Raw genomic sequence first — 24,033 nt, 5'->3', positions numbered from 1 at the left:
TTCGATAGCCCTGCGACACTGGAGGCTTAGCGCACAGCCTACGGGGCACACCCCCGACACACCCATTCGTTTCGGCAGTATTTACATGGTCGCAACACCGGGATGCCAGGGTTCGACGCATCCCGAGCGGCGCCCGCCGCCCACCCGCACCCGAGGGAGACACCCGATGAGCCGACGCTCGCCCGTCGCATCCCGCCCCCCTCACGCCGAGTTCATGCAGGTGTGGGAGGAGGGGTACGTCTCGACGACGGCGTCGTTCACCGCGATGCACATGCAGGGGGTGGCGGTGTTCACCGGCGGCGAGCTGCGCCGCGCCGACGGGTCGATCGACCGCGAGCGCGTGCGCGCGTGGATCGGGCGGGCGGCGCATCCGCTCCCCTACGCCCGGTCGCGCCTCCAGCGCGCGCCGCTCGGACTCACCCCGCCCGCGTGGGTCCCCGTCGACGAGCTCGACCTCGACACCCACCTCGTCTTCGCCGACGCGGTGGAGACGCTCGCACCCGCGCGCCTGCGCACCCTCATCGGATGGGACGAGGGACCGCTCGATCTGTCGGCACCGCTCTGGCGGCTGCGCCTCACGCCGCTCGATGACGGGCGCATCGCCCTGGGCATCCTCATGCATCACGCCGGCGGCGATGCGCTGCGCACGATGAAGTTCCTCGCCGCACTCACCGCGTCGAAGCTCGACGGCGTTCCCAAGAGCGCGGATGACCCGTTCGCAGGTCAGCGCGCGGCGCGCAGCGTCGAGCTGCCCGGACTGGCGCTTCGCGCGTGGTGGAGCGCGGGCGACTCGGCCGGGGCGCGTGTGCGGGCGTACCTGCGCAAGCCCGTCGTCCGCCGGGCGCGCCGGGTCGCGGCGCGGGTCACTCGTCGCTTCCGCGATCAGCCGGCGCCGCCACCCACGACGCACTCGGGCTTCCGTACGTTCGACGGCGACGCGGTGCAGGCGCGCGGCGCCGAGCTCGACGGCACGATGAACGACCTGGTCGTGGCCGCGGCGATCACCGCCGCGTCGGCGCCGACGGGAGAGCCGGTGCGCGTGCGCGTGCCGGTGCTGCGACGCGCGACCGAGCAGAGCCGCAACCGGGTGACCGACGCCGAGATCGTCGGCAGCGCCCTGACCGATCCGGCCGAGCTGGTGGCATCCGTGAGGGCACAGCTGTCGGGAACCGAGGCGTCAGACTCCGAGCGGGCTGCCGCCCGCGAGGTCGGGTACGCCACCCTCGTGCCGTGGCTGTCGCGCGCCCGGTATCTGGCGGGGGCGCGGCTCGACGAGGTCGTCGTGCTGCCGGCGAGCCTGCCGCACGATGAGCTGTCGACCTTTGCGCTGCTCTACGACGGAAAGCTGTCGGTGACGGTGACCACGCAGCAGCAGACCGACACGAGCGCGGTGCTCGACGTGCTGGGCGATGCGCTCACGTCACCAGTTCACCAGAGCAGCAGCGCGAGTCCTGACGCGTTGTAGAACAGGTGGGCGATGATCGCGCCGCCCAGGCGCCCCGTGACGACGACGAGCACGCCGCACCCGATGCCCACTCCCAGTGAGCCGACGAGCAGCCCGAAAGGTACGAGGGCGCCGGCGGCGATGACGTGCAGCACGACGAAGGCGGCGGTCGAGGTGGCGACCGCGACGATCGCGGCGCCGATGCGCCCCGCCTCAGACACGGCGTCGAAGAGGGCCCGCACGAGCAGTCCACGGAAGTAGAGCTCTTCGACTATCGGCGAGATGAGCACCGCCGCCGAGGCGGCGATCACCAGGGCGAGCGTGGCGTCACCCGAGAGCGCTCCGCCGAGGGGTCCGCCGAACCCGCCGAGGGTGGGCGCGACCAGTTCGACCGCGGCCCGGACGACGAGACCGACCGAGACACCGAGGGCGAGGTCGGTCCAGGTCCAGTGACGGATGCCGGTGGCGCGGCCGAATCCGACGATCGACGCGAAGGTCGCGGCGGCGATGACGGCGAGGAAGAGGGGGCCGTTGGCAGCGAGAATCGAGGCCGCGGCCGCGAGCCAGCCCGGCATACCCGCCCACATCGGCCCGGTGGCGTCGACGACGTAGAGCAGCAGCGCGGCCGTGCCGAAGCCGGCGGCGCCGATGAGGAGCGCCCGCCAGGGGTGCTGGTAGGCGCGGGCGAAAAGGAACAACGGCCCCGGGCTGGCGCCCGGAGCCGTTGTCATAGAGAAGAGGCTAGCTGCTTCTGGCCGCGATTCAGCGGTTCGACGCAGCGCGGCGGCGAGCCACCGCAGCGGTCACGGCGATGCCACCGAGGCCGACAGCGCCGGCACCGAGCCAGATGGCTGCGGCCGGAACGGCGTCGCTACCGGTCGCGGGCAGCGTGCCACCCGTGCCGCCGGTGCCACCAGAACCGCTGCCTGCGGCAGCGACGGTGAGGGTGACGCTCTGCGTGTCACCGTCTTCGTCTTCGATCTGGATGGTGTACGTGCCACCCGCGGTCGGCGCCGTGAAGGTCGCCTGCGCGGTGCGGTCGTCGCCCGCTTCCTTGACCGCGGTGTCAGCCGCAACGGCGGCGAACGAGATCGAGGTCAGGGTGTTCTCGGTGACGCCGGGGCCCGACGTCGCGAAGGTCGTGGTGCCGTCGACGTTGGTCGCGGTGATGATGGTCGCCTGGCCGGGAACCACGGTCGGGTCAGCGACGGTGGCCTCGACCTCGGATGCGTAATCGGCGTTGGCCGCCGATGCTCCGGCGAGAACGATGAAGCCGGCAATGCCGACTGCGGTAAGAGACTTCTTGATCATGCGCTGGTACCCCCCACAAGGTCCTAGGCGTGGATGTTGGTTATTGAGGTGAGAGCGACATGAGAGCTAGCTGTGTGCGAGCTGTGTCGCCGTACCTCCGCAATGCTAGCGGGAGGGCAAGGGGTTTCCATAACCCAGGAAGTTTCCAGGAAGTAACATTTTGGTACGGCGTGTCCTCCAATTGGGGGACAAAGGGAGCGGATTTCCGCGGAATTCCGGAGTCTCGCCGGGCGAAAGAATTTTTTCCTGGATTCAGGTCAGAGCGGTTCCGAGCGCAACGAGGACCACGAACGAGGTGTTGTAGACCGCGTGTAGAAGGATAGCTCCCCAGATTCGGCCGGTGAGCAGCACCACGCCGGAGGCCGTGAATCCGAGAAGCGCGAGCCCGATCACCTGTTCGGTTTCAGCTTCGCCGGCGAGCGCGTGGAGCATCACGAAGAGCCCGGTCGACACGAGCGCAGCGATGATCCCGGCCGCGGTGTGACCGACCAGACGGCGCAGGATCGTGAAGAGCGTGACGAGGAGGACGCCGCGAAAGAAAAGCTCCTCCACGACCGGCGCGACGACGACCGCCCCGGAAGCCTCGATCGGCCACCACTCCGATGAGCGTCCGTCGATCGTCGCCATGGTCGGAAGCGGCTCCGCACCACTCAACAGACCCTGGACGAGCCGAACGAACACTCCCAGGCCAACGCCCCACAGCAGGTCGAGCGGCCGGAATCTCAGGAAACCGATCGGGCGCGAGCGCAGGAACGCGAGAACGATCGGCACGATCATTGCCACGCCGACGATGACTGTCCCGACAAGCGGTGCGATCGGCGCATCCCAGGCCCAGTCAATGACGGCACCGAAAAGGACCCCCACTCCGAGGCAGACGAGGGCGATCGCGAGCAGCCACTCATTCCAGCGACGCACGGTGTGACCGCCGAGTCTCCAGTCGGTACGCGCCCGCCGTCCCGATGATCGGCGCGGGGCGGCGGTGTCGACATCGCTAGAGTGATCGAGCACTCGCTCACGTTACCCCGAGGGGAAAGGTACCCCTGTGTTCGAGATCCTCACGGTGTGCACGGGCAACATCTGCCGGTCACCGCTGGCCGCCGCGCTGCTTCAGACGCGGCTCGCCCCGCTCGACGTCCTCGTTGCGAGCGCCGGAACCCGAGGCCTTCGCGAAGCGCCGATGACTGAAGAAACGGTCGCCCTTGCCACCGCGCTGGGGGTTTCGAGCGCGGACATCGCGCGTCACCGCTCGCGGTTCTTGATGGAGTCACACCTCGCCGGGCCGGACCTCATCCTCGCAATGACACGCGAACATCGCCGCGAGGTCGTCGAGCTCGCACCGTCGCGCATGCGGTCGACTTTCACTATCCGAGAGTTCGGCCGCCTCGCCGACTCCCTCACCGACCATCAGCTACGAAGCGCTGCGCAGGCTGGCGGCGCCGATGCATCATCTCGAGTTCGGTCTGTCACTGCAGCGGTGGCCTCCCAACGCGGTCTCGTCCTGCCGCCTGCTGATCCTGCCGACGACGACATCATCGACCCCTACGGCCGCTCCTGGCGAACCTACGAGCTGTCAGCGTCTCAGCTGGAGCCCGCCGTGACGTCCACAGTCCGAGCCCTCAAACTCGCGTTCTAGAGTTCTGTGGTCGAGCAAGCCGCAGTGGCCGTATACGAGCCGAGCGAAGCGAGAACGCCACGCCAACACCCCGCTCAGCCACCTCAGATCACACCCCCGAAACACCCCCATGGCAGTATGGTCCGCAAGTTCGGGACACGAGAGGCACCATGGAGCTCATCGACTACATCCGCATTCTGCGGAAAAACTGGCTGATCATCGTGGTCGCGACGCTCTTGGGCATCGGCATCGCCGCCACGTACTCACTGACGAGGACGCCCCAATACGAGAGCCAAAGCACTGTCTTCGTCTCGAGCCAGAATGGCTCGACTGCTCAGGATTTGCAGCAGGGAAACATTTTCACGCAGCAGCGCGTGACGACATATACCAATCTTGTTGGCGCTCCGATTGTCATGAATCCAGTCATCGCGGCACTTGGCCTCGGCGTCACCGCAGCTGAGCTCGATGAGCAAGTCGAGGCGTCCTCGGCCGTTAACACGACGCTGATCACGATCACGGTGACTGATCCCGACCCGATCCGCGCTGCGGACATCGCGAATGCCCTTGCCGCGAGCCTCACTGCTGCGGTTGAGGAGATCGAGACGCCCAATGACTCGGACACTAGCCCTGTGCGCCTGACTCGGGTGAAGGACGCTCTTCCGCCTCTCGCGCCGTCGAGCCCGAACGTTCCGTTGAACCTGATACTCGGTGCCCTGGTCGGTCTCGGTCTTGGGGTCGGCGCGGCAATCCTGCGCTCCGTCCTCGATACCCGCATTCGCTCTCCGCGCGACATCGAGCAGATCACGGATCGTCCGATGATCGGCGCCATACCGTTCGATCCCCGGGTTAAGGAACGGCCCCTCATCGTGCACGCCGACCCACTCAGCCCACGCGCCGAGTCGTTCCGGGCTCTACGTACCAACTTGCAATTCCTCGACATGGAGGGTCGATCGAGTTTTGTTATCACCTCGAGCGTGCCGAGCGAGGGCAAGTCGACGACAACGATCAACCTCGCCATCGCCTTAGCGGATGCCGGAAAGCGGGTCGCTCTTCTCGACACCGATCTGCGAAAACCCAAAGTTGCCGAGTACCTCGGCATTGAGGGAGGTGCGGGCCTGACCGACGTGCTGATCAACCGTGCCCGTGTTGGCGACGTCATGCTGCCGTGGGGCCAGCGGAGCCTTTACGTTCTGCCGGCGGGTAAGGTACCCCCGAACCCGAGTGAGCTTCTCGGTTCGGCGCAGATGCATACGCTTCTTGAGGTGCTTGAACGCGACTTCGATGTGGTCCTGTGTGACGCGCCACCCCTTCTTCCGGTCACCGACGCCGCGATTCTCGCCAAAGCAACAAGTGGGGCAATCGTGGTGGTGGCGTCGGGACAGACCAATCGGCACCAGCTGGATGGTGCCATCGAGGCACTACAGACGGTCGGGGCGAAGATCGCGGGGCTGGTGATGACGATGGTGCCCACTCGTGGTCCCGACGCCTACTATGCATACGGCGCGGGCTATGGATATGGTTACGGCTATTTCGAGGAGCAGTCGACAAAGGGTTTGCGACGGCGAACCGCTAGCTCCGGGCGGCGACGCGCAACGCCGATCGCGGTGGTTCCTGTTCCTGCCCCCGCTCCCACGTCCGCCCTAAAGGGCGACCGTCCAGCACCGGGTGATGCCAGCATTCGCCGCCCTGCCGACGTCGGCCGCTCACAACAGCGCTGAGAACGTGGCTCGACATTCTTTGCAATTCAAGCGCGCCCGCTGGATGGCGCTCGGCCTCCTCGGCATTCTTGCACTCACCGTCATATTCCTGTCCGTTCTCGCGCTCGGTCGTCTGCGGGGCGACGTTGTCGCCCAACCCAATCCCGTACCGTCGTTCTCGCTTGGTATACAGACGCAGACCCCAACGCCGACCGCCGAACCGCCCGGAAGTGCGGTACAGGTTTCGCCCGGCCAAGAACGGTTTTTCTCCGTCGGAGAAGATGCATGGTGGCGTGGAACGGCAGGGCGTTGCGGTGTTATCGAACCCCTCGTAGAACGATCCGTCGATGGCGGACAGACGTGGTTGGACGTGACCCCCCGGTACCTTGAGATCGGCGAACTGCTGTCTTTAAACCCGTTCACCCCGACGGAGGCCGAGATGGTGGTAAGGGTCGGCCCGGGGTGCGAGTTGCAGGCACTACGCACCTACACGCAGGGCCGCTTCTGGGAGTCCTATCCCGATGTCCTCGCGAATTCCCGATATATCGACTCCGCCGACTCAGCGACCGTCGACCTGGGAGCGAACTCGATTCCCGCGCCCTGCGGGTCCGCTTTCGGCCTGCGAAGCTCTGGCGATCTTGTTGCTTTGCTGTGCGACGGGTCACCCTCAGTCAGCAATGGTGATGGCTGGCGAGGACTCGCAGCGCAGGGAGCAATCGCTGTTGCGTTCGACGGCCGAGACCTGCTCGTCGCACATACCAGCGCAGCGTGCCAAGGCACGACAGTCAGCCGCTTCCCAGCCGAATCGCCGGATGCGCCCGTGCTGGTCGGCTGTATATCCACCGCAGATCCTGCGCTGCCGGCTGCGTTGGAGATCACAGACGGCGTTCCGGTCCTGTGGTCGGCCGAACAGATTTTGGCTCCCTCGTGATCGCCAAGCCACCGATCGTCGATCGATTCGACCGAAACGTAAGCCCCCAAAATACTCGCCGGGACCTCGCGTCATCGGAAGGCTGTCAAGACCGGTTTCGATCTGTTACGGTGCCCGCACTAGAGGTGGATGACCCTCTCTCGAGAGATATAGACCTGCACCGTCTTTCGTTGCTACTCCGCGCGGGGACGAACAGCCGCTCACGGGCAGTGAGCAACACCGGGCCTGGACCCGACGGTGTCCCTAGTTCCGCCACTTGTCAGGATACGACTGCGACCTCAGCATCTCTTCTCCGGCTGGCTCGTTCTTACCGAGCGAGGTCTCGGAACATTGGGATCACATTCGATGCATGTTCTTGTCGAAGCTGGATGTCACGCGTGTTCCGCCAACTAATGCGCGGGCAAGCCCAGAGCGGCCACACCGCGAGTCATATGTCAGAGACATGCCCTTCTTGCTGTTGTCTAGTCATCAACGCAAGACCAACAAGTCTTCGCGCTCATCCCCCGGCTGCTCACTGGCCCGAAGTACGACAAGAGGAGAATACTCATGCCGTCAGTTGCGATCATCGGAACGCGTGGGTACCCGAGTTATTATGGCGGTTTCGAGACCGCGGTGCGGAAGCTCGCGCCTTACTTGGCGAACGACGGTTGGGACGTGACCGTATATGGGCGGCCGAATGCGTCCCGTCTTGAGGATCACACTCGCGATCCTCGCATTCGACTTGTCGAAACATTCGGATTTGAGACAAAGTCGCTCAGCACGCTGAGCTTTGGATTAACGTCCGCGATCCACGCTGCGCGTCACAAGCCCGATGTCGCGCTGGTGATGAATTGCGCGAATGGGTTCTGGTTGCCAATTCTCAAGCACGCCGGAGTGCCCACCCTCATCAACGTCGACGGCATCGAATGGGACCGCGCAAAGTGGGGACCCGTCGCAAAATGGGTGTTTCGGACTGGCGCTACCTGGACAGCCCGACACGGGACGAGCTTGGTATTCGATGCGAAGGAGATCGCCCGCAGATGGGAGGAAGATTTTCGGCGGCGTGGCCATTTCATTCCCTATGGCGGTGACACCGTTGAGGCAGACCTGCCGATTGAGCCAGGCTTGAAGCACCGTGAGTACGTGCTGATGGTTGCGCGATTTGTTCCAGAGAACACAGTCCCTCAGTTCTTCGATGCCGCCCTCATGATCGCGAAGCACACTGACGTTGTCATCGTAGGCTCCTCGGGGTACGGCGGAGAGCTTGATGAGCGGGCGTCGAAGTTGGCTGAGTTAAACCCCCGCATTCACTGGCTAGGACATGTCAGTGACGACGCAAGGTTACTGAGCTTGTGGCAACACGCCGGAGTGTATTTCCACGGTCACAGCGTTGGCGGCACCAATCCAGCGCTCGTGCAGGCGATGGCGGCGGGCGCGCCTATCGTTGCTCGAGATACGGCTTACAACCGTGAGGTGCTAGCCAACGGCTGGTTTGTAGAGGCGGATCCCCACGCCATAGCCGAAACTGTTGCGTCCGTGCTCCAAGACCAAGGGGGTATGGACCGTCACGCCGAACACAATATCCGGCGCGCGGCCGAGCACTATTCATGGAGCAACGTCAACACCGCCTACGCATCTACCCTCCTCTCGTTGCTGCAGGTGCAACGCGCCCATCAGGACGCCAAAGACTAGGATCATTGGAATTCACGGGTCACAGACAACGTCGATCTGCCGGTGTAACAGCTGCGTTAACCTCGGCTGTTTTCGTCATCCGTATGGAAGCCATTCATCCGGGGTATCGCAACCTACTTGTCCCACTCGACCCCGTACGGGCGGAACGCAAAGGTGCAGAACCGCGGGTTCCCAGAATCTGTACGCCGACGTTACATTGGTAACCGACTCCCTCGATCGGCCGAGAAAACGGCTGCCTCTGCGGCGATCCGGCTGAATTGCCTTGCAGTGCAACGCCCCTCGCTCATCCCCGCATCAGGTGAACGCTGGGGACCTCGGTCGGCGTCGCTCGACGCGGCCTGCGGGAGCCAACTTCTGAGGAATCAGAATCATGGGCATGCGACGTGAAGGAGGCCATTCGGACGCACCCACTCGGCGAGGTTAGCCCGCGCGTTGTGGTCCGCCCTGGTCGCGGTCGTGCTCTGCAGAAGCTGCAAACGCGGCGATCATAAGCGGGATATAGGCCAAAACCCAGGTGATAGACGCGAAGATGGAAGTCACCAGGATACTGTTCGTCAACGACCCCGCGATCAAGAAAGTCACCACGATCGCTACCAACCGAGCCGACTGTAGCATCATGAGAAGCCTCTCTTTGCCAAGGGGAACAAGGAGAGTCGTTCCGGGAAGTGCGACGAGCATAAGCCCGAGCGGAAGTGCGAATACGGCGATCAGCACACCCGCGTCGACCCACTCCGGGCCGAGCACCGGCCCGGCCAGCAGCGGGCCTCCGACGGCGAGGGAAGCTACAACTAGGATCGAGAAGGCCGTTAGTCGCAACGTTTGCTCGCGAAGCTTCTTCGTGACGCCAGGATTCCCTTCACGTATGAGGGGCGCCACCGCACCAAGCGTGACCTGCATTAACCCTTGCGAGATGAGACTAACTGGTGTGGCCGCCACTCGCTGCGCGACGGCAACCTGTGCTCCGCCCGCTGCCCCAAGAGCGAGCGTCGATCCCATGACGATAACCTGACTAGACGCGGCCGCAATCATCCCCGAAAGGATTGCACTAAATCGATGCCGTCGAGGCGCCTTTCCCGTCGCTGCGACTTCGTCGATAGTCGGAGCACGCGTGATGGTCACCGCTGTCGCGATTACTCTACCTATCAGGTATGCAAACGCTACCGCCAGGGCACCGCCAAAGTAAAAAGCTGCCACTACTTGGAGCAGGGCACATCCCACGCCTCCGACCAGATTTCGGGCCGCTAAGCGTCTCTGCGCATTCAGTCGGATCAGGTATGCGTTTTCGATATAGGTGAGGGATAACGAAGCCAACAGCATAGCTGTCGATACCGCTCCGATCGATATGGTATCGGCGCCGATCGCCCATGTGACGCTTCCGAACAGCAGGATCAAGCAGACTAGGAGAGCTGAGGCAACGAGACCAGTCCGCCTTTCTTGCCGTGCTTCGCGCGAATCGCCGAAAGGAATGACCAGTTCACGACGTAATGTAGCCAAAGGTTGAAGAACTATCGCCAACGAGAGAGCGAATTGGTATACACCCATTTCTTCCGGCGCGAGCAAGCGGGTAAGAAAAGGAAGTGAAGCGAGCATCGCCAACTGGCCGATAAGTTGGCCCAAAATCAAATTGCGCGCGGGCCCCGTTCCAAGAAATCGACGGAACCTACGCAACACCATGCCCTACCACGTCATCCATCTTGGCCACGAATACTGACCTCTTCCCGCCTGAATAGGCGTTGAAGGTGACGGTATCGAATTGATAGTTCCACGCCGGGTGAGGATCGATGCGCCACTCGCGCAGTGGGCCCCAGTAATCCGGTTTGGTCCGCACTCGAACGACCTCATCGACCGTATCGCGGTCGACGCGAAGCATCCTCAGCGGAGAGGTACCGTCGCCATTCGCAACCGGCTCCCAGGGGTAGGCATCAGTGAGAATCAATCCGTTGGGATGCCACGTGGGGTGGCCTGAACCCAAGTGTCTTGTGGATACGGGATGCAGGTCGGACCCGTCCCCTCCGAAGGTAACGAAGCGGAGGGCATAGGCTGGGCGGTACGAGCGGAGCCTTAGCCGGCGCGCGATGCGGTCAATCAGCCTGGCAGTCCTTGGAAACGTCGGGGTGCGGTTAGCTACCAGAAGATTCATCACGATGCGCTCGCTGTCCGGACACCAATTTGGATGATGGCCGCCAGCCCAGGTCCGCGGATCCAGAGCGATCTTCATGTTGGAGAAGTCCGCATCCATGGTGATAATCCAGTTCAGGCTGCGCCCTCTGCGGGCGGAATTTTCCTTCCAGCGAAGGATAAACATGATTCGAGTACCATCTGGAGACCACTTGACGTGGAAGCCGTACATCGCCCCGTTTGCGGGTGAGAGCTTAGACTTAGCGAAATCGGCCGAGAATCGCGAGTAAACATCGTCGAAGCTGAGCGCCAGTCGCGAGGCGCCAGTGGAAACGTCTGTCACGTAAAGCCCGTCGTCTGCCGCGAATCCAACATTCTTCTGGCGCATGTCGCCGGGAACGGTGACTCCGTAGCCTGGTTGAACGTGCCAAATCTTCGCTAGACTCGGCGACAGCGCGGTCTTGCCATCGGGTGAGATCACGTATACCGGCCCGTCGAGCGCAAACTCTTCGCCTGTCCGTGGATCTACCTTGACGCCGTAGGGAGTCCAAAGGTCACTACCCATCCGGTTGAAGAACAACTCACTATCATCAAACCCCCACTGGGCCTGTGCACCAACTTGTGTGTCCCAAGCCAGAGTGCGTGTCCGGAAGATTTCTCGCCCGGATCGCAGGTCAATCGCCACTACAGACGCCGCGTCTCCAGGCTTAGGAAGCCGGTCCTCAAAGTCGAACTCCGTATAGGCAATGAGTTCGCCAGACGGACTAATCGGGGATGTATCGTAAAATCTGTGGATTGCGGATACCCCGGCGGGAGAGATCTGATACACCGGCACACGGGGGCCGAATTCTTCATACAACGGAAATGTGTCAGACAGGGTAAGCACTTGTCATCCTTGCGATAGGGGGTTATGCAAAGTTTCGAGTCTGCCTCGAGGCGGGGAATTAGCACGCACTGATGCGACTCTGGACTTTGTCGAGTTCTTCGCGAATTGCGGGTAAGCGCCTCTGAATGGCAGATGAGACTCGCACCGCTTCGAGTAGTTCCTTCTCCGTCACATTTTCTCGGGTCGCGTCGACCATACCTAGAGGGGCTACATGCTCAAAGGTGCGTCGGACCTTCTCCACGTCCTGGGTCACCACGCCGACCGGGATAACTCCTTCAGTCAAGGCGATGATCAGAGCATGGATCCGATCGCTTACGATCACTCGGCACGATCGATAAAACTCCCTCACAACGCGCTCGTGCTCACCGTGAGGTCGCTCAGCAGGCCAGTCAAGAAGCTCTGCCTCAAGTCGCCGTGATAGCGAGATTGCCGCAGCCGAATCTCGTCTCACCTGGACGACAACCCGCAGTAGCAGATCCTCGCTACGAGCGAAGGCCTTGATGCAGTCGATCCAGGCGTCGCTCACAGCGGGGCGATCACCACGCAGCGATACAGCAAGGTAGCCGCGCTCGGCTTCCTGTGTGTTGCCGCCGAATCTGAACGCCCAGTCGGGCTGCACTGAGCCGAGACCTACCTCGGACAAAGTCGCACCGTCGCGCCAGGAGACGATACTCGCGTGTTTGGCGAGCTGCGGCAGGTATGTAGCTCCTACGCTAGTCCCCGGTCGGATACTTACGCCCGCCACGACCACGCTACCGCCGGTGAGCGTTACTGCCCTAGCAAGCCAAATCTGCCACGTCGAGCGCAACTTGTCTTGACGATGCCCCACGAACTCGCCGGAGTTGACACCAAAAACGACCCGGCGGCGAAGCACGAGACCACAGAAGGAACGCAACCACGAGAGCCGGGAAGCGTATGTCACGTCGTGTGCTTGGAGACCCAATCCCGAACTGAAGTCACGGTCTTTCCCCACTAGCACGTGCAATTCGCCACGGCTACGCAACGCGTCTAGATAGGCGCGACGAAGAACAGAATCCCCGATGTTGTCTCGTTGGCCCGCAGGATTGACGATGACGGCCACCTGCCGACTCCGCATCCACCTAGATGCTTTGCTCCGGCGTTTCGACACAGAGATCATCACCTCGCGTACACCTCGCGGTAGAAGCGCATCGGGTGCGCGAGTGCCCTGCGAAGCTTCGTTCTCTGTAAGCGCGCGTGTCGTCGACGCAAGTCTTTGCTATAAGGTCCAGGTCCTGCGGTCAGGTAGCCCCACAGCATGGCGAACGGCCCGACGATGAACGGCCTGCGCAAGAAGTAGCGCGCGCAACGAACCAGGAAGTAGGGGAGACTGTACCCGGTCCATCGGCAACCGCGCCCGTTGCGGACTCTGCCGTGGACCAAGCCCTCGCTCGCGCCGATAGCACGGGACAGATCAAACCCGACAGATTTATCGACTACCGTCTCAAATCCCCGCGACTCGAGCAACACTTCGTCCATGATGTCGAATCCGATGGCCTGCGGCAAAGTCAGCACTACATCCAGCGCCTCCCGCGAGTACATCTTCACGGGACCCGGGGTGTGCACCGCTTGCTCGGCCATGCCTCTCGTGGTGATCACGCCGCTCGCCAGACCGACGCGCGTGTCTGAAAAAAGCTGGAGAACTCGCGAGAGGTATTCGGGCTCAAGGCGCACGTCGGCGTCCAACTTCATGAAATGAGTGAACTGAGCCTCCGACTCCAGTGCGCGATCGACGCCCCTCCGCCAAGAAGAGAAAGCTGAACCGCCTATGAGGCCGCCGTCGTTCTTTTTCCGGATTATCTGGGGAGCTATTGACGATGCCGCCTGATTCAGGTGTTCGGCCGTGCCGTCGTCGCTTCCATCGTCCACTACGAACCAATGGAAGTTCCTAAACGTCTGCTGATTGAGAGACGCCACCAGCCCCGTTATATTGTGGGCCTCATTGTGCATCGGAGAAACAATCGCCAGCAAAGGTTCCATGTTATAGATCGCATTCATAGTCGTGGGCGGGTGACAAGGTGAGATCTCGGTCCGCGCATTTGCCCCCCAATTTTGGGGTCAGGGCTGCGCGCCGCCCGTTGACCCGCGTAAAAGATGACAAAAAGTACAAAAGTGCAGAAATAGTTGTACTCGGCGAAAACGTAGCCTGAGAACGCGGCAACAATCAATACCACGGTATACGAGAAGAATGCAGAGCCCGCCCCAGCGTCTATCACACCCACTCGGTACGAATCTATGAGTGCCTTTGTCAGAACAATGACGACCAACAAAACGCCAGCCAATCCCAAATCCACCGCCGTCTGTATGAAGGATTGGTGAAAGTGGGGTACATCGTAGTAGCGAAGACCCTCGCTGAGCGCATGCGCGTAAGCGGCGTGGTCCGATTCGAAGTAGGCGTTGTATCCCCAACCAAAGAGCGGCTTCACTCGCCACGCCTCAAGCCCCCACTCCCATAGGAGCGTTCGCGCGGTGAGCGTGCCGTCACGGCCTAGCGCTCCCAGCACTGTTTCCCACAGACTTAGCACGGCTACGGCGCCAGCCACGCCGAGTATGCCACGCGTAACAAAAAACGTCTGGTAGGAAGTCTTCTTCCGCACCGAACGCCTCGCAACTGCGTAGGCAAGGAACCCAACCACTATCAAGACATAGCCGGTAGCAGCCGCGGAAAGCAGAAGGAACCAAGACGCAATGACTAGCGATACAATCCGGCGGGCTCCCGTCATAACTGCCATTGCTCCGACGGCGCCGATCACAGCGTATATCGCACCCGTTATCCGATGCGGGAAGAGACCTCGGAGGAACTCGCCGCCGAAGAAGTTCACTCGGCTCCGGGTGTCATACCAAATGGTTTGATCCAGACCTAAGTAGTAAAGGAGGATGCCCAGCCCACACAAAGCGATGATGATGAAAGTTACCAATCGCACTATATCTCGCGGGGATGTTTCGAGGGCAAATTGCCTTGCAACCAAGATGTTCCCTGTCAGCATCCCACCGTATAGCAACGATGCCAAAGGGTCAGATGACCATGTGCTTGAAACTATGGTGAGTAGACCGAACAAGATCGGCGCCGTGATCAGGTCGCTGAAGCGCCACTTGCCGCTCAGGATGATGACGACCGAGACAAGGTGAACACTTGCCCACGCAATCGAAAAGACCTGGTTGCTACTAGAAGCTCCGCTGCCGAGACTCGCGTTCGGAAGCAGCATCACCGACGGTGCGCCTAGAAGAAACGTGATGTAGAGGAGATAGAAAGCGCGGCGCGCTTTCCAACTCATCCTTGTGCGCCCCTGGGAGTTCGCCATCTCGATCTCACAATCTACATATGTAGTAGAGCCCCTACACGCCACCCGTATCACATGCGAAGCTCCTGCCGACCGCAGCCGGATCCGCCTCATCTGTCCCTGACGGATGCCATTCAGCAATTATCCGGCTCCAATTGGCCGTCGCTGCCTGAGGACAGTGTCGCCGGGCCCGATTGAACGAACGTCATGTGATAGATCTTTAGGCTCCATTGGTTGCGACGCGGGTTTGCTCTTGAGGATCAGCGTGAGCGGGTCCCGAGCACGGGTTCGCGATCATGGGTCTGCTCTCGCAGGGTAGCTCGCTGCCGCTTGGCGAGATTACCGGAAGTATGTACCCCGCGTGCTGCGAATATCGGGAGGGACTTAGCGACCTCTGTGGCCACCAAGGCGCATCCTGTCGCTGCGCGGCTAGTCGGAGTGACGAACCTACAGGCACGCCGGTATCGACCGTCTCGACGAGAGGGGAACCCAGTCGTGCTGAACACGCGCTCCATAGGTTGGTCGTCAGTAGGTCGTCAATGCGCAGTCTCCCCCGGCGCTAACGCGGCTTTGGCGGTCTTCGAAAGGATCGCGACGTCGCTCAGCAATGACCAGTTCTCGACGTACGACAGGTCGAGGCGCACCGATTCTTCCCACGACAGAGAAGAGCGACCACTCACTTGCCAAAGACCCGTGATGCCCGGCTTCACGAGGAAGCGCCGGTGCACATGGTCGGCGTACTGCGCGACTTCCTTCGGCAGCGGCGGCCGCGGCCCAACCAACGACATCGACCCGCCCAGCACGTTGAGCAGCTGTGGTAGCTCGTCGAGACTGAACTTGCGCATCACCCGCCCGATAGGCGTCACACGCGGGTCGTTCTTCATTTTGAAGAGCACTTCGTTGCCCGCGTCGCGATGGGCATTCTCCAGCTCGGCGAGACGTTCCTCGGCGTCGACGACCATCGAGCGAAATTTGATCATGGAGAACTCGCGGCCCTTCAGCCCGACGCGGGTTTGGCGGAAGAACACCGGTCCTTCGCTTGTGAGCCTGACGGTCAGCGCCAGGGCAATGAGTAGTGGGCTGATCAGGATGATCCCGGACAACGACGCGGTAAGATCGACGCTGCGCTTGATGAAGCGCTGTCCCTTGCTGAACTTCGGCGTCTCGACGTGGATCAGTGGAAGCCCCGCAACGGGTCGAGTGTGCAGGCGAGGGCCTGCGATGTCGACGATGCTCGGGGCGAGAACGAGGTGCTGACGCCCAGCCTCGAGGCTCCAGGAAATCTGCTTGACCTTGTCGGGCGGAAGTTCGTCGGTGCCGGTCACGGCGACCGTGTCTGCACCGGTGATGGCGACAGCCCGCTCGACGGCGTCCACGCTTCCCATGACCGGGATGTCCGTCCCAGCGATCGTTCCCGCGATCCTGCCCGATGGGACGCAGGCACCGACCACCTGATAACCCGCGTTTGGGGAACGTAGCAGCTCGCGCGCGATCTGCGTGACTGACTGCTCCGAACCGACAAGAAGAACCCGCGCGGAGTATTCGCCCTTGAATCGTTGGGCGATCAGCCACTGGCGCCAGAGCCAGCGCTCGAGTACCAGCATGGCAATTCCAAGCGGCAACGCCATCAGCAAGTATCCGCGAGCGATCGAGATTTGGAGCAAGAAGGCGACGATCGCGATACCGCCGAACAATCGAAGGCTTGCATCGGCGACACGGACGTACTCAACGTTGCCGTTGCCGATAATTCGGTGGTCCCTCGAATCAATGAGGGAAAGCACCCACATCCATAGTGCGACGAGTATGCCGGAGAACATCCAGTAGGAGAGTTCCACCGATTGCAGAGATCGACTCGTGTCAACCGCCGCACTGTCAACCCCGAACCACAGCAGCTGGGTGCCGAAAACCGTCCAGCTCAAAACGAGCAGGTCGCTGATCCACAAGCGGCGGGCATAGAGCCGGCGCCAGTGCTGCGGCCCGCGAGTTGTCACCTCTGTCGGGCCCGCCGCGATACCGGCAGCGGCCAGCGGAGGGCGGCGCGCACCGCCATCCGCTCTTTCGCCCTGCAACGACTCCGATGTCGCGTCGATTCCCACCGTCGACGTCACGTCATGCCTTTCCGCCCCAGGCGAATCCGTCCCCGACTGGAACACTAACAGGGGGCGTGTGTCGGCGTGGTTACGCGGGCGAAACGATCGGTGGCTGCGACACACGGCCGGCGCAAGTTCCAGCTACTGAGCCCTCGGTCCGGTTTCCCGGCGTAACCCCGCGGACACGTCACCCACGTACCCTCCAACAGTGCAGACAACGCAGACGATGGGACAGCGACCACGCTGGCTCGCCCGCCGCGTGCTCGCCGCTGCCGGCGCAACGCTGATCGCAGGAAGCGTCGGCATCGCCGCCGCTATCGCTCTCTACGTCTACCCGCCTGAATCCGCCCCGCCCGAGAGCGCCGATGTCATCTACGTCATCGGTCCCCCCACCAGGGAGCGCATCGCGCTCGCCGAGCAGTTGCGCGACGAGGGCGTCGCCGACGACATCCTCATCTCCGTCCCCGTCGAGGGAGCGCAGTCGGCCGATGAGCTCAGCGTCTGCCGAAGGGACGGCGTGCAGTGCGAACATCCCGAGCCCTTCACCACCGAAGGCGAGATGATGCTGCTCCGTGAGGAGTACGGCGCCGACGCAACTGCCGTCATCGTCACGTTTACCCCGCACGTCTCGCGCACCCGCTTCATCGCGACCGAATGCGGGGTCAACGACGCCACCGTCGTCGCCGCGCCCGACAGGATCACCCTCGGCGGCTGGCTGTACCAGTTCGCCTATCAGACCGGCGGCTTCGTCAAGGCGGCGCTCACCGCGTGCCGGTGAACACACGTTCTGCTGACGCGCGTCGGCCCGAATGTGAACAAAGAATTTACATAGCGGATTTTCAGTGGGCGAGCGTTTGCCGCTATCGTCGAATGAACTTGGGGCGACGCTGCCGCGACGCCTTTCGAGTGCGCCGCGGGCAGATGCCCCCCGGACTATCGGGGGATACAACAGAATGAAGCGTTCAACGCGCGCACTTATCGGCACCGCCATCGTGGGCACACTCGCAACCGGCGCCATCGCCGGTACCGCTGTGGCCGCCGCCGGCGACGGGATCACGGCAGAGGTGAGTGCGGTCCTGGAATGGACCGGCGAGACCACCATCCGTGCGACGGTCACCGGAACCAACACCTCAGCGGTGCCGATCTACGGCTTCGCGGAGCTGTACGGGCCCGACGGTCGCACCTACAAGTCCGACGTCGAGTACGTCGAACCGGGTGAGACCGAGACCTGGACGACCATCGTGCAGGGGCACCCCTGCGAAGACCTCGAGCGCACCTCGGCACAGGCCTGGGCGAGCGACGCCAGCAACCCGGGAGAGATCGACTGGACCTCGGGCATGGTCACCTACCCCGACCCGCGGGTCACGGTCATCGGCTGCGACGTGCCGCCGACCCCCACCCCGACGCCGACTCCCACCCCGCCGGTGACGCCCGAGCCGACGCCGACTCCGACCGTCACGCCCGAGCCGACGCCGACTCCGACGACCACTCCGACCGTGACCCCCGAGCCGACGCCGAGCGCGTCCGCCTCGCCCACGCCGGTGCCCGCCGGATCTGACACCCCGCCGCTCGCCGCCACCGGTATGGCGATCGGAACAACGCTGAGCATCGCCGTCCTTGCCGGCGGACTCATCGTCGGCGGCACGCTGCTGGTGAGGTCACGCAAGGCCTGACCGGCACAGGCGCCGTCACCGCGCCCCGTCTGGCGCGTCGCCCCACAGCGACGCGTCGGCGGGGCGCGATGCTGTCACGCGCCGAGCGCGCCTGCCGCCCCTGCTCACTTCCGCTCGACTAGGTTGGGAAGCCCAGCAACGTTGCGGAGGAGAGTCGATGCGAGTCCTCGCCTACGTCGCCGGCACGATCATCGTGGTGGCCGTGAGTGCCTACCTGCTTCTGTCGCACCGCATCGTCGAAGATGCCGCGCGCGAAGCCGAACTCGAGGAGTGGGCGAACGCGACGCGGTGATCTCAGCCGGCTGACCGTCGTGGATCAGGCGGGGCGGACGACGGATGCCACGGGTGCGGCCGTGTCGGCACGCGAGAGGCTGAAGCCGAGCGTGCCGCCGCCGATGTTCAGACGGAACACCACCAGGACGAGCAGCGACAAGAGGATCATCTCGCCGCCGTCCTCGATGAAGCCGAACGACCGGTCGAGGATGCGGATGTTCTGCACCAGGCTGTGCCCGGCATCGACGACGACCGCGAAGAGCAGGAACGCCACGACGATCGCGGCCAGCAGCCGGAAGATCCACCGCATGCGGGCTCTCGACATCGCGTAGAGCCCGACGATCGGGATGACCAGCACGGCGCCGATCACGGCGACGAAGCCGAGCTCACCGACGGTCTGAGCGCTCAGCGGACCGACATCGAACGCCCACGGTTGCGCGGCGAACCACAGCCCCGCCTGCTCATGCAACAGCATCGCGTCATCGAGAAGGAAGAACACGATGAGCGGCACCCACGCCAGGATGGCCCAGCCGCGCGTCGCACGGGCGTACCAGACGAGCAGCGCCGCCACCCAGAAGTACTTCATGTACTGGTAGGCCTCGGCGAAGCTCCAGTCCATGTCGATGCGCCACACGTTGGGCGCGTCAAAGAAGGTCATGATCACGACATGGGTGAGACCCAGCAGCAGATCGATGCCGATGACCAGCACGATCATCACCTGCACGGCGCGCTGGTCGTGGATGAACCACCGCCAGAGACTCCCCAGAGATCCCGAGAATGAGCGCACGACTACCCCCCAGTAGCACTCGGCTGCGGGGAAGATGACCGAAGCGGTCGGTGGAGCGTGAGCCCCCGCGTTAAGCCGTGAGTCTAGGGGTGTTCACCCGCTGTTCACCAAATCGGGATCCGACAACGTCAGGCGGCCAGCTCAGCCCAGATCTGCGACAGGCGTGCGGAGTTGGGCATCGGGGCGTATTGTGCCAGCCAGGCCGGGTCGATCGGAGTGTCCTGGGCCGGCAGAGTGGGGTCGACGGTGAACGAGCCGGAGGCAGGGATGGCGGGCGTCGGCTTGGAGATGATGGTGTTGGTCACGCTTGCAAACGACCAATCTGAATCGATCGACCCCATGATGACGCTGTCGGAGACAACGACACCCGTCGCCGCGTTGGTTCCACCCCAAAGCGCGTTCTCGCCCACCATCACATGGCGGTCGGGGCCGAGCGGATAGCGCCCCGTCCCACGCAAGCCCGCGAGGATCGCCGATCGAGTGATCGTGATGTTCTCGTTGCGCGCAGCTTGGATGGTCTGTGAGCTCGAGGGGAAAAGGACCGTGTCGGCGATCGTGATGTTCCGCATGCGCCCCTCACTCAGCACGTCCAGCTGAATGGTGTCGGTGTGGGCCTTGAGGTCGTCGGCGGCTTTGTACGCGGGCGCCACGTAGCAGCCACGCATCGTCACCCCGTCGATCGCCCACCCATCTACAGCTCTGAGAGCCATCCGGTCCGAGCCGATGTCGAGTTGATCAGGTAGCACGCACTCGACGAACTCGATTCCCGTTGTGTCGCTGTCGTTCGCGGTGACACCCAAAGTGCCGAACGTCGACCAGGCAAACGCGAAATCACTGCTATTTCGAACGAGCACCCCCTGAGACGTGAAGTCGAACCCAGCGAGCGCAACTCCATGCACATTCACGAACGCATATCCGCGTGTCGCCGCGTCGGCGACCGTACCCGTTCCCCGGACCGTCCCCCACCCGTCTCGCGGAACGACGAGAATCCGCCACGGACGGCCCGCGCCAAGGACGTCTTGAAGAACTCCCCCGTCCGTCGAACCTGAGCCCGAACCGAACGCGAATTCGCCCGGTTCCACCAGGATCTTCACTTTGCCGTTGGGGTGAGTAGCAAGCGAGCTCTTGATCTCCCGCGAGATCTCGGTCCACGACGGTGGGACTTCGACAACACGATCGAAGGTGTCCGTGACCCGCGGGGTACGGCTACCGTCAGGCCAATTGGTCCCCGCGGGGCCGAAGACGGTCGCCCCCGGACCGGGGTCGACGAAGGAGCCCTGGATCGGTATGGAGGCACCGATCCCGGCATCCATGGCGACGGTCAGCGTGGCGGTCGGATCGACTGTCGCTGGAATGAGCTCGCTGAGCAGGTAGACCGTGAACGTGGAGACGACGTGACCATCGGGAAGGACGACGACCGCCGTATCTTCACCCGAAGCTGCCGGCGTGACGTAGCCGCCCAGATCCGGAGTGACGCGCAGGACCTCAGCCGTCGGCGAGACGCCACCGGTCGCGATGAAGAGGTACGTCCCCGCAGGAAGCGGAATGCCCGCCTCGGTCGACTCCACCGTAAGCGCGGTGTACCCCTCGAACTCATCGGCCCGAGCGATCGCCGTCGGCTCCGTCGGCGGCGACGTCGTCCGTGACGGAACGGCCACAGCCGACGCGATCACCGGCGCGACCCACACGCTCGTTTGCAGCAGAGTTCGTCGGCTCACCGGGAGCCGGCCGAGATCAGACATGGTCGTCCCCTATCCAGTTCGATTCGCTTGCATGCTAGGGCATGTGCTTTCCGACTTTGTTGCGGCGCGCGCGCTCGAAACATAGCGTTTGCATAGCGAACCTCCGAAGACCCGGCCTCGTCACCGCTCGTTGGGCGGGCCGCGCCGATAACGTGGCGGTGTGTCACTCACGGTGGATCTGCCGATCCGCGCGGCCGTCCCCCTCGGTCACGCGTGGTCGCAGCGGGTCGCCGATGACCTCGGAATCCGGCTCCTCGCGCTCAAGGGACCGACGCTGACCGCCCATCGGCTTCGACCCGACCACACCTCGGGCGACGTCGATGTGCTGGTCGACCCCGTCCGGTTCGATGAGTACATCGACGCGTTGAATCGGGCGGGCTGGGACGAGCGACCGGCGACGTTCGCCAGTTCGCGGTTCACCCTCCATTCCCGCAGCCTGATCCACCCGTCGTGGCCGTGCGACCTCGATATCCACCACTCCTTTCCGGGATTCCTCGCCGACCCGTCCGACGTCTTCGACCTGCTCTGGCGCCGTCGCGTCTCGATCCGGATCGCCCGGCAGGAGTGCGCGATCCCCGACCGGCTCGGCTCGCTGCTCATCCTCGCCCTGCACTCCCTGCGAGGCGGCACCAACCAGCCGCGCCACCGCGCCGAACTCGAGCACCTGGTGACCACCGTCCGACTTACCGGGATAGAGCGAGACGAGCTGGGGGACCTCGCGCGCCGCACCGGCTGCGCCGCCACGCTCGACGAGGTGCTCCCCCGACTCGGGGTGGACGCGGCCGCACCCACCGCGGAGCTCTCCTCCCCCGAGCTGCAGGAGTGGCGCGAACGCATCGCCGCCGGTGGATACGGCACCTACTTCTGGTTCGCCGCACTGCGCAAGGCCCGCGCACGTGAGCGAGCAGTCATCGCCGTGCGAGCGATCTGGCCGAGCGACCACGACCTACTCGTCACCCACCCCGAGACACCCGACACCGTCCCCGCGAAACTCTGGGCCCGCGCGCAGCGCTACGGACGAGGGATGCAGACACTGCCCGCTGCGCTGCGCGCTCTGCGCCACGGACGCGGCGACAGGCCTCGCACCTGACGATCAGGCACCGTCAGCGTCGTCTTCCACGATCTCGACGAGGTGCGAGGCCTCGAGGTTGATGAGGAACACCGCCACCGACTCCGACACCTCCGCGGCGTCACGCTCGAACGCGGCAGCGACGGCGTTGGTCAGGGCCAAGGTGGTCAGCCCGGGGCGCGCCGCCAACTCGCGCCAGATCACGGCCCCCGATCCCCCGATCGCCAGCGGAACGCTCCGCCGCCAGTCGGCGAGCGCCAGGGCCATCACATGCTCTCCGTCGTCGGTCCAGGCGACATCCGCCCTCACCTGCCAGCGCGCGACGCGCTCGGTCAGCACTCCCACCTCGACGAGCTCGGCGAGCGCCGCCGCGACGCGCTCCGCCGCCGATCTGTCGCCCTCGGTGGGGGGTCCGATCGCCGTCACCGTGGCTGCTGTCAGGGCCGCAGGCGTCGCATCGTCGGCTGCCCGCCACAGGACGGGAGCGATCCCGGCGAGGACGCTCACCACCCCGTCGTGCAAGACGGCGATGCGGTCGGGGTCGCGCAGCGCCAGCGCGTCGTCGTAGGGCGCGCGGGTGAAGCGCACCGGATCGGGCCGCACTCCGAGCTCAGCGTCGGCGGGTCGAGTGACCACGTCGACGGGCACGACCTCGTCGGGGCCCGCGGGGCGTTCGCCCTTCAGAAGCTCTCGAAGAAGCGGACGCAGATCGGATGCCTCGTGGTACACCGCCCGCACCACTCCCCCGATCGCGCCGACCTGCCGCGCGATGGTGCGAAGCGGATGCGACATGTCACCGAGGTAGTTCGACTGCGCCACCAGTGCCGGCAGGGCATCACCAAGTTCGACGTCTTCGAGCCGAGGGCTGACGGATGCGGCGGCCTGACGGTCGAGCAGCACGATCACCCGCGCCCGCAGGGCGGTGCTGGGAAGCGGCAGGGCGAGGCCGAGGGATGTCGCCGACCGCTCGGCCTTCGGGCCGCGCCGCCGTTCGAGCAGCGACAGGGGCTTGCGGTAGGGCAGCACCGTGCCGTCGTCGCCGATGAACACCGTCTCGTCGCTCACGTAGGCGAAGTCGCGCCCCAAAGCGTGCACGGCGGTGGTCTTGCCGGCACCGGAGAGCCCGACGAGGATCACCACCGAACCGTGATCGTCGGCGACGGCGCCGGCATGCAGCATCCATCCCTCACCGCGCCGGTGATCGATCGCCTCGCGGGTGATGCGCTGGCTGAGGCCCGCGAGCAACCAGGCGGTGTCGGGGCGAAGCTCGACAGCGATCGAGAGGTCGACCGGGGCGTCGTCGGACGCATCGGCGAGCGCGTCGCGCCAGGCGTCACGCACCGCGGCACGCTGGTCGTCGCGGAGAGCCGCGAGGTCGACACCGATCCGCGCACCCAGGGCGTGGATCACGAGACCGGCCGACACAGGCG

The 24,033-nt window shown here is 63.9% G+C and carries 21 protein-coding genes; 9 read left to right on the top strand and 12 right to left on the bottom strand.

Annotated elements, in window-relative coordinates; translation table 11 throughout:
* Window positions 1-166 precede the first annotated feature (166 nt).
* Window positions 167-1,465, top strand: coding sequence for a wax ester/triacylglycerol synthase domain-containing protein (locus QSU92_RS12395; protein ID WP_289262299.1), 1,299 nt, complete (start codon window positions 167-169; stop codon window positions 1,463-1,465).
* Here the strand turns inward: QSU92_RS12395 and QSU92_RS12390 are convergent.
* The 3 genes from QSU92_RS12390 to QSU92_RS12380 all read right to left on the bottom strand — a co-directional run bounded on the left by QSU92_RS12390 (window position 1,429) and on the right by QSU92_RS12380 (window position 3,763).
* Window positions 1,429-2,175: a CPBP family intramembrane glutamic endopeptidase gene (locus QSU92_RS12390; RefSeq protein WP_289262298.1), complete on the bottom strand. Its 747-nt coding sequence runs from the start codon at window positions 2,173-2,175 to the stop codon at window positions 1,429-1,431. The two genes, QSU92_RS12395 and QSU92_RS12390, sit on opposite strands and share 37 nt — an antisense overlap.
* Window positions 2,176-2,206: 31 nt before the next feature.
* On the bottom strand, window positions 2,207-2,755 hold the full coding sequence (locus QSU92_RS12385) for a hypothetical protein (protein ID WP_289262295.1): 549 nt from the start codon (window positions 2,753-2,755) through the stop codon (window positions 2,207-2,209).
* A gap of 252 nt (window positions 2,756-3,007) precedes the next feature.
* Window positions 3,008-3,763 (bottom strand): CPBP family intramembrane glutamic endopeptidase, encoded by a 756-nt coding sequence (locus QSU92_RS12380; RefSeq protein ID WP_289262293.1) that lies wholly within the window; start codon window positions 3,761-3,763, stop codon window positions 3,008-3,010.
* Between the two features lie 34 nt (window positions 3,764-3,797).
* Here QSU92_RS12380 and QSU92_RS12375 point away from each other — a divergent pair, with 34 nt between their 5' ends.
* From QSU92_RS12375 to QSU92_RS12360, 4 genes are all read left to right on the top strand, one after another.
* The gene (locus tag QSU92_RS12375) at window positions 3,798-4,388 is read left to right on the top strand and encodes an arsenate reductase/protein-tyrosine-phosphatase family protein (RefSeq protein WP_289262291.1); all 591 of its coding nucleotides are present in this window, start codon (window positions 3,798-3,800) and stop codon (window positions 4,386-4,388) included.
* 149 nt (window positions 4,389-4,537) lie between these two features.
* Window positions 4,538-6,085 carry a tyrosine-protein kinase domain-containing protein gene (locus tag QSU92_RS12370; RefSeq protein WP_289262289.1) on the top strand — a complete coding sequence of 516 codons (1,548 nt, stop codon included), beginning with the start codon at window positions 4,538-4,540 and terminating at the stop codon, window positions 6,083-6,085.
* Window positions 6,036-6,995 (top strand): hypothetical protein, encoded by a 960-nt coding sequence (locus QSU92_RS12365; RefSeq protein WP_289262286.1) that lies wholly within the window; start codon window positions 6,036-6,038, stop codon window positions 6,993-6,995. Before QSU92_RS12370 ends, QSU92_RS12365 begins: the two co-directional genes overlap by 50 nt.
* Before the next feature lie 546 nt (window positions 6,996-7,541).
* Entirely contained in the window at window positions 7,542-8,666 is a 1,125-nt protein-coding gene (locus QSU92_RS12360; RefSeq protein ID WP_289262284.1) for a glycosyltransferase, read from the top strand.
* 420 nt (window positions 8,667-9,086) lie between these two features.
* On the opposite strand, the gene QSU92_RS12355 is transcribed toward QSU92_RS12360, so the two are convergent.
* The 6 genes from QSU92_RS12355 to QSU92_RS12330 all read right to left on the bottom strand — a co-directional run bounded on the left by QSU92_RS12355 (window position 9,087) and on the right by QSU92_RS12330 (window position 17,077).
* The gene (locus QSU92_RS12355; protein ID WP_289262282.1) at window positions 9,087-10,340 is read right to left on the bottom strand and encodes a lipopolysaccharide biosynthesis protein; all 1,254 of its coding nucleotides are present in this window, start codon (window positions 10,338-10,340) and stop codon (window positions 9,087-9,089) included.
* On the bottom strand, window positions 10,327-11,670 hold the full coding sequence (locus QSU92_RS12350) for a TolB-like translocation protein (protein WP_289262280.1): 1,344 nt from the start codon (window positions 11,668-11,670) through the stop codon (window positions 10,327-10,329). Before QSU92_RS12350 ends, QSU92_RS12355 begins: the two co-directional genes overlap by 14 nt.
* Window positions 11,671-11,728: 58 nt before the next feature.
* Window positions 11,729-12,766 carry a polysaccharide pyruvyl transferase family protein gene (locus QSU92_RS12345; protein ID WP_333783470.1) on the bottom strand — a complete coding sequence of 346 codons (1,038 nt, stop codon included), beginning with the start codon at window positions 12,764-12,766 and terminating at the stop codon, window positions 11,729-11,731.
* 41 nt (window positions 12,767-12,807) lie between these two features.
* Window positions 12,808-13,668, bottom strand: coding sequence for a glycosyltransferase family 2 protein (locus tag QSU92_RS12340; protein ID WP_289262276.1), 861 nt, complete (start codon window positions 13,666-13,668; stop codon window positions 12,808-12,810).
* A 14-nt stretch (window positions 13,669-13,682) separates the two neighbouring features.
* The gene (locus tag QSU92_RS12335; RefSeq protein WP_289262274.1) at window positions 13,683-14,963 is read right to left on the bottom strand and encodes an O-antigen ligase family protein; all 1,281 of its coding nucleotides are present in this window, start codon (window positions 14,961-14,963) and stop codon (window positions 13,683-13,685) included.
* 542 nt (window positions 14,964-15,505) lie between these two features.
* Window positions 15,506-17,077, bottom strand: coding sequence for a sugar transferase (locus QSU92_RS12330; protein WP_422880376.1), 1,572 nt, complete (start codon window positions 17,075-17,077; stop codon window positions 15,506-15,508).
* 190 nt (window positions 17,078-17,267) lie between these two features.
* Between QSU92_RS12330 and QSU92_RS12325 the strand changes: the two genes are divergently transcribed.
* The 3 genes from QSU92_RS12325 (at window position 17,268) to QSU92_RS12315 (ending at window position 19,024) form a co-directional block, all read left to right on the top strand.
* Window positions 17,268-17,837, top strand: coding sequence for a YdcF family protein (locus QSU92_RS12325; protein ID WP_289262272.1), 570 nt, complete (start codon window positions 17,268-17,270; stop codon window positions 17,835-17,837).
* A gap of 175 nt (window positions 17,838-18,012) precedes the next feature.
* The gene (locus QSU92_RS12320; RefSeq protein ID WP_289262270.1) at window positions 18,013-18,732 is read left to right on the top strand and encodes a hypothetical protein; all 720 of its coding nucleotides are present in this window, start codon (window positions 18,013-18,015) and stop codon (window positions 18,730-18,732) included.
* Between the two features lie 157 nt (window positions 18,733-18,889).
* Window positions 18,890-19,024 (top strand): hypothetical protein, encoded by a 135-nt coding sequence (locus QSU92_RS12315; RefSeq protein WP_289262268.1) that lies wholly within the window; start codon window positions 18,890-18,892, stop codon window positions 19,022-19,024.
* Window positions 19,025-19,048: 24 nt separating this feature from the next.
* On the opposite strand, the gene QSU92_RS12310 is transcribed toward QSU92_RS12315, so the two are convergent.
* Together QSU92_RS12310 and QSU92_RS12305 are read right to left on the bottom strand one after the other, a co-directional pair.
* Entirely contained in the window at window positions 19,049-19,792 is a 744-nt protein-coding gene (locus tag QSU92_RS12310) for a hypothetical protein (protein WP_289262266.1), read from the bottom strand.
* Between the two features lie 128 nt (window positions 19,793-19,920).
* A complete protein-coding gene (locus tag QSU92_RS12305; protein WP_289262264.1) occupies window positions 19,921-21,534 on the bottom strand; it encodes a hypothetical protein in 1,614 nt (537 codons plus the stop codon).
* Window positions 21,535-21,694: 160 nt separating this feature from the next.
* On the opposite strand from QSU92_RS12305, the gene QSU92_RS12300 reads away from it, so the two are divergent.
* The gene (locus QSU92_RS12300) at window positions 21,695-22,624 is read left to right on the top strand and encodes a nucleotidyltransferase family protein (protein ID WP_289262262.1); all 930 of its coding nucleotides are present in this window, start codon (window positions 21,695-21,697) and stop codon (window positions 22,622-22,624) included.
* 3 nt (window positions 22,625-22,627) lie between these two features.
* On the opposite strand, the gene QSU92_RS12295 is transcribed toward QSU92_RS12300, so the two are convergent.
* Window positions 22,628-24,028, bottom strand: a complete 1,401-nt coding sequence (locus QSU92_RS12295) for a P-loop NTPase family protein (protein ID WP_289262259.1) — start codon at window positions 24,026-24,028, stop codon at window positions 22,628-22,630.
* Window positions 24,029-24,033: the final 5 nt, after the last annotated feature.

Source organism: Microbacterium sp. ET2 (assembly GCF_030347395.1).
Taxonomy (GTDB): domain Bacteria; phylum Actinomycetota; class Actinomycetes; order Actinomycetales; family Microbacteriaceae; genus Microbacterium; species Microbacterium albipurpureum.
This window is presented reverse-complemented; position numbering and strand designations above follow the sequence as displayed.

Coding starts and splice junctions, on each gene's coding strand:
- QSU92_RS12355 (WP_289262282.1), bottom strand. CDS start 10,340: ATGGTGTTGCGTAGGTTCCGTCGATTTCTTGGAACGGGGCCCGCGCGC.
- QSU92_RS12395 (WP_289262299.1), top strand. CDS start 167: ATGAGCCGACGCTCGCCCGTCGCATCCCGCCCCCCTCACGCCGAGTTC.
- QSU92_RS12385 (WP_289262295.1), bottom strand. CDS start 2,755: ATGATCAAGAAGTCTCTTACCGCAGTCGGCATTGCCGGCTTCATCGTT.
- QSU92_RS12335 (WP_289262274.1), bottom strand. CDS start 14,963: ATGAGTTGGAAAGCGCGCCGCGCTTTCTATCTCCTCTACATCACGTTT.
- QSU92_RS12305 (WP_289262264.1), bottom strand. CDS start 21,534: ATGTCTGATCTCGGCCGGCTCCCGGTGAGCCGACGAACTCTGCTGCAA.
- QSU92_RS12345 (WP_333783470.1), bottom strand. CDS start 12,766: ATGCGGAGTCGGCAGGTGGCCGTCATCGTCAATCCTGCGGGCCAACGA.
- QSU92_RS12390 (WP_289262298.1), bottom strand. CDS start 2,175: ATGACAACGGCTCCGGGCGCCAGCCCGGGGCCGTTGTTCCTTTTCGCC.
- QSU92_RS12320 (WP_289262270.1), top strand. CDS start 18,013: ATGAAGCGTTCAACGCGCGCACTTATCGGCACCGCCATCGTGGGCACA.
- QSU92_RS12365 (WP_289262286.1), top strand. CDS start 6,036: ATGCCAGCATTCGCCGCCCTGCCGACGTCGGCCGCTCACAACAGCGCT.
- QSU92_RS12340 (WP_289262276.1), bottom strand. CDS start 13,668: ATGGAACCTTTGCTGGCGATTGTTTCTCCGATGCACAATGAGGCCCAC.
- QSU92_RS12360 (WP_289262284.1), top strand. CDS start 7,542: ATGCCGTCAGTTGCGATCATCGGAACGCGTGGGTACCCGAGTTATTAT.
- QSU92_RS12315 (WP_289262268.1), top strand. CDS start 18,890: ATGCGAGTCCTCGCCTACGTCGCCGGCACGATCATCGTGGTGGCCGTG.
- QSU92_RS12370 (WP_289262289.1), top strand. CDS start 4,538: ATGGAGCTCATCGACTACATCCGCATTCTGCGGAAAAACTGGCTGATC.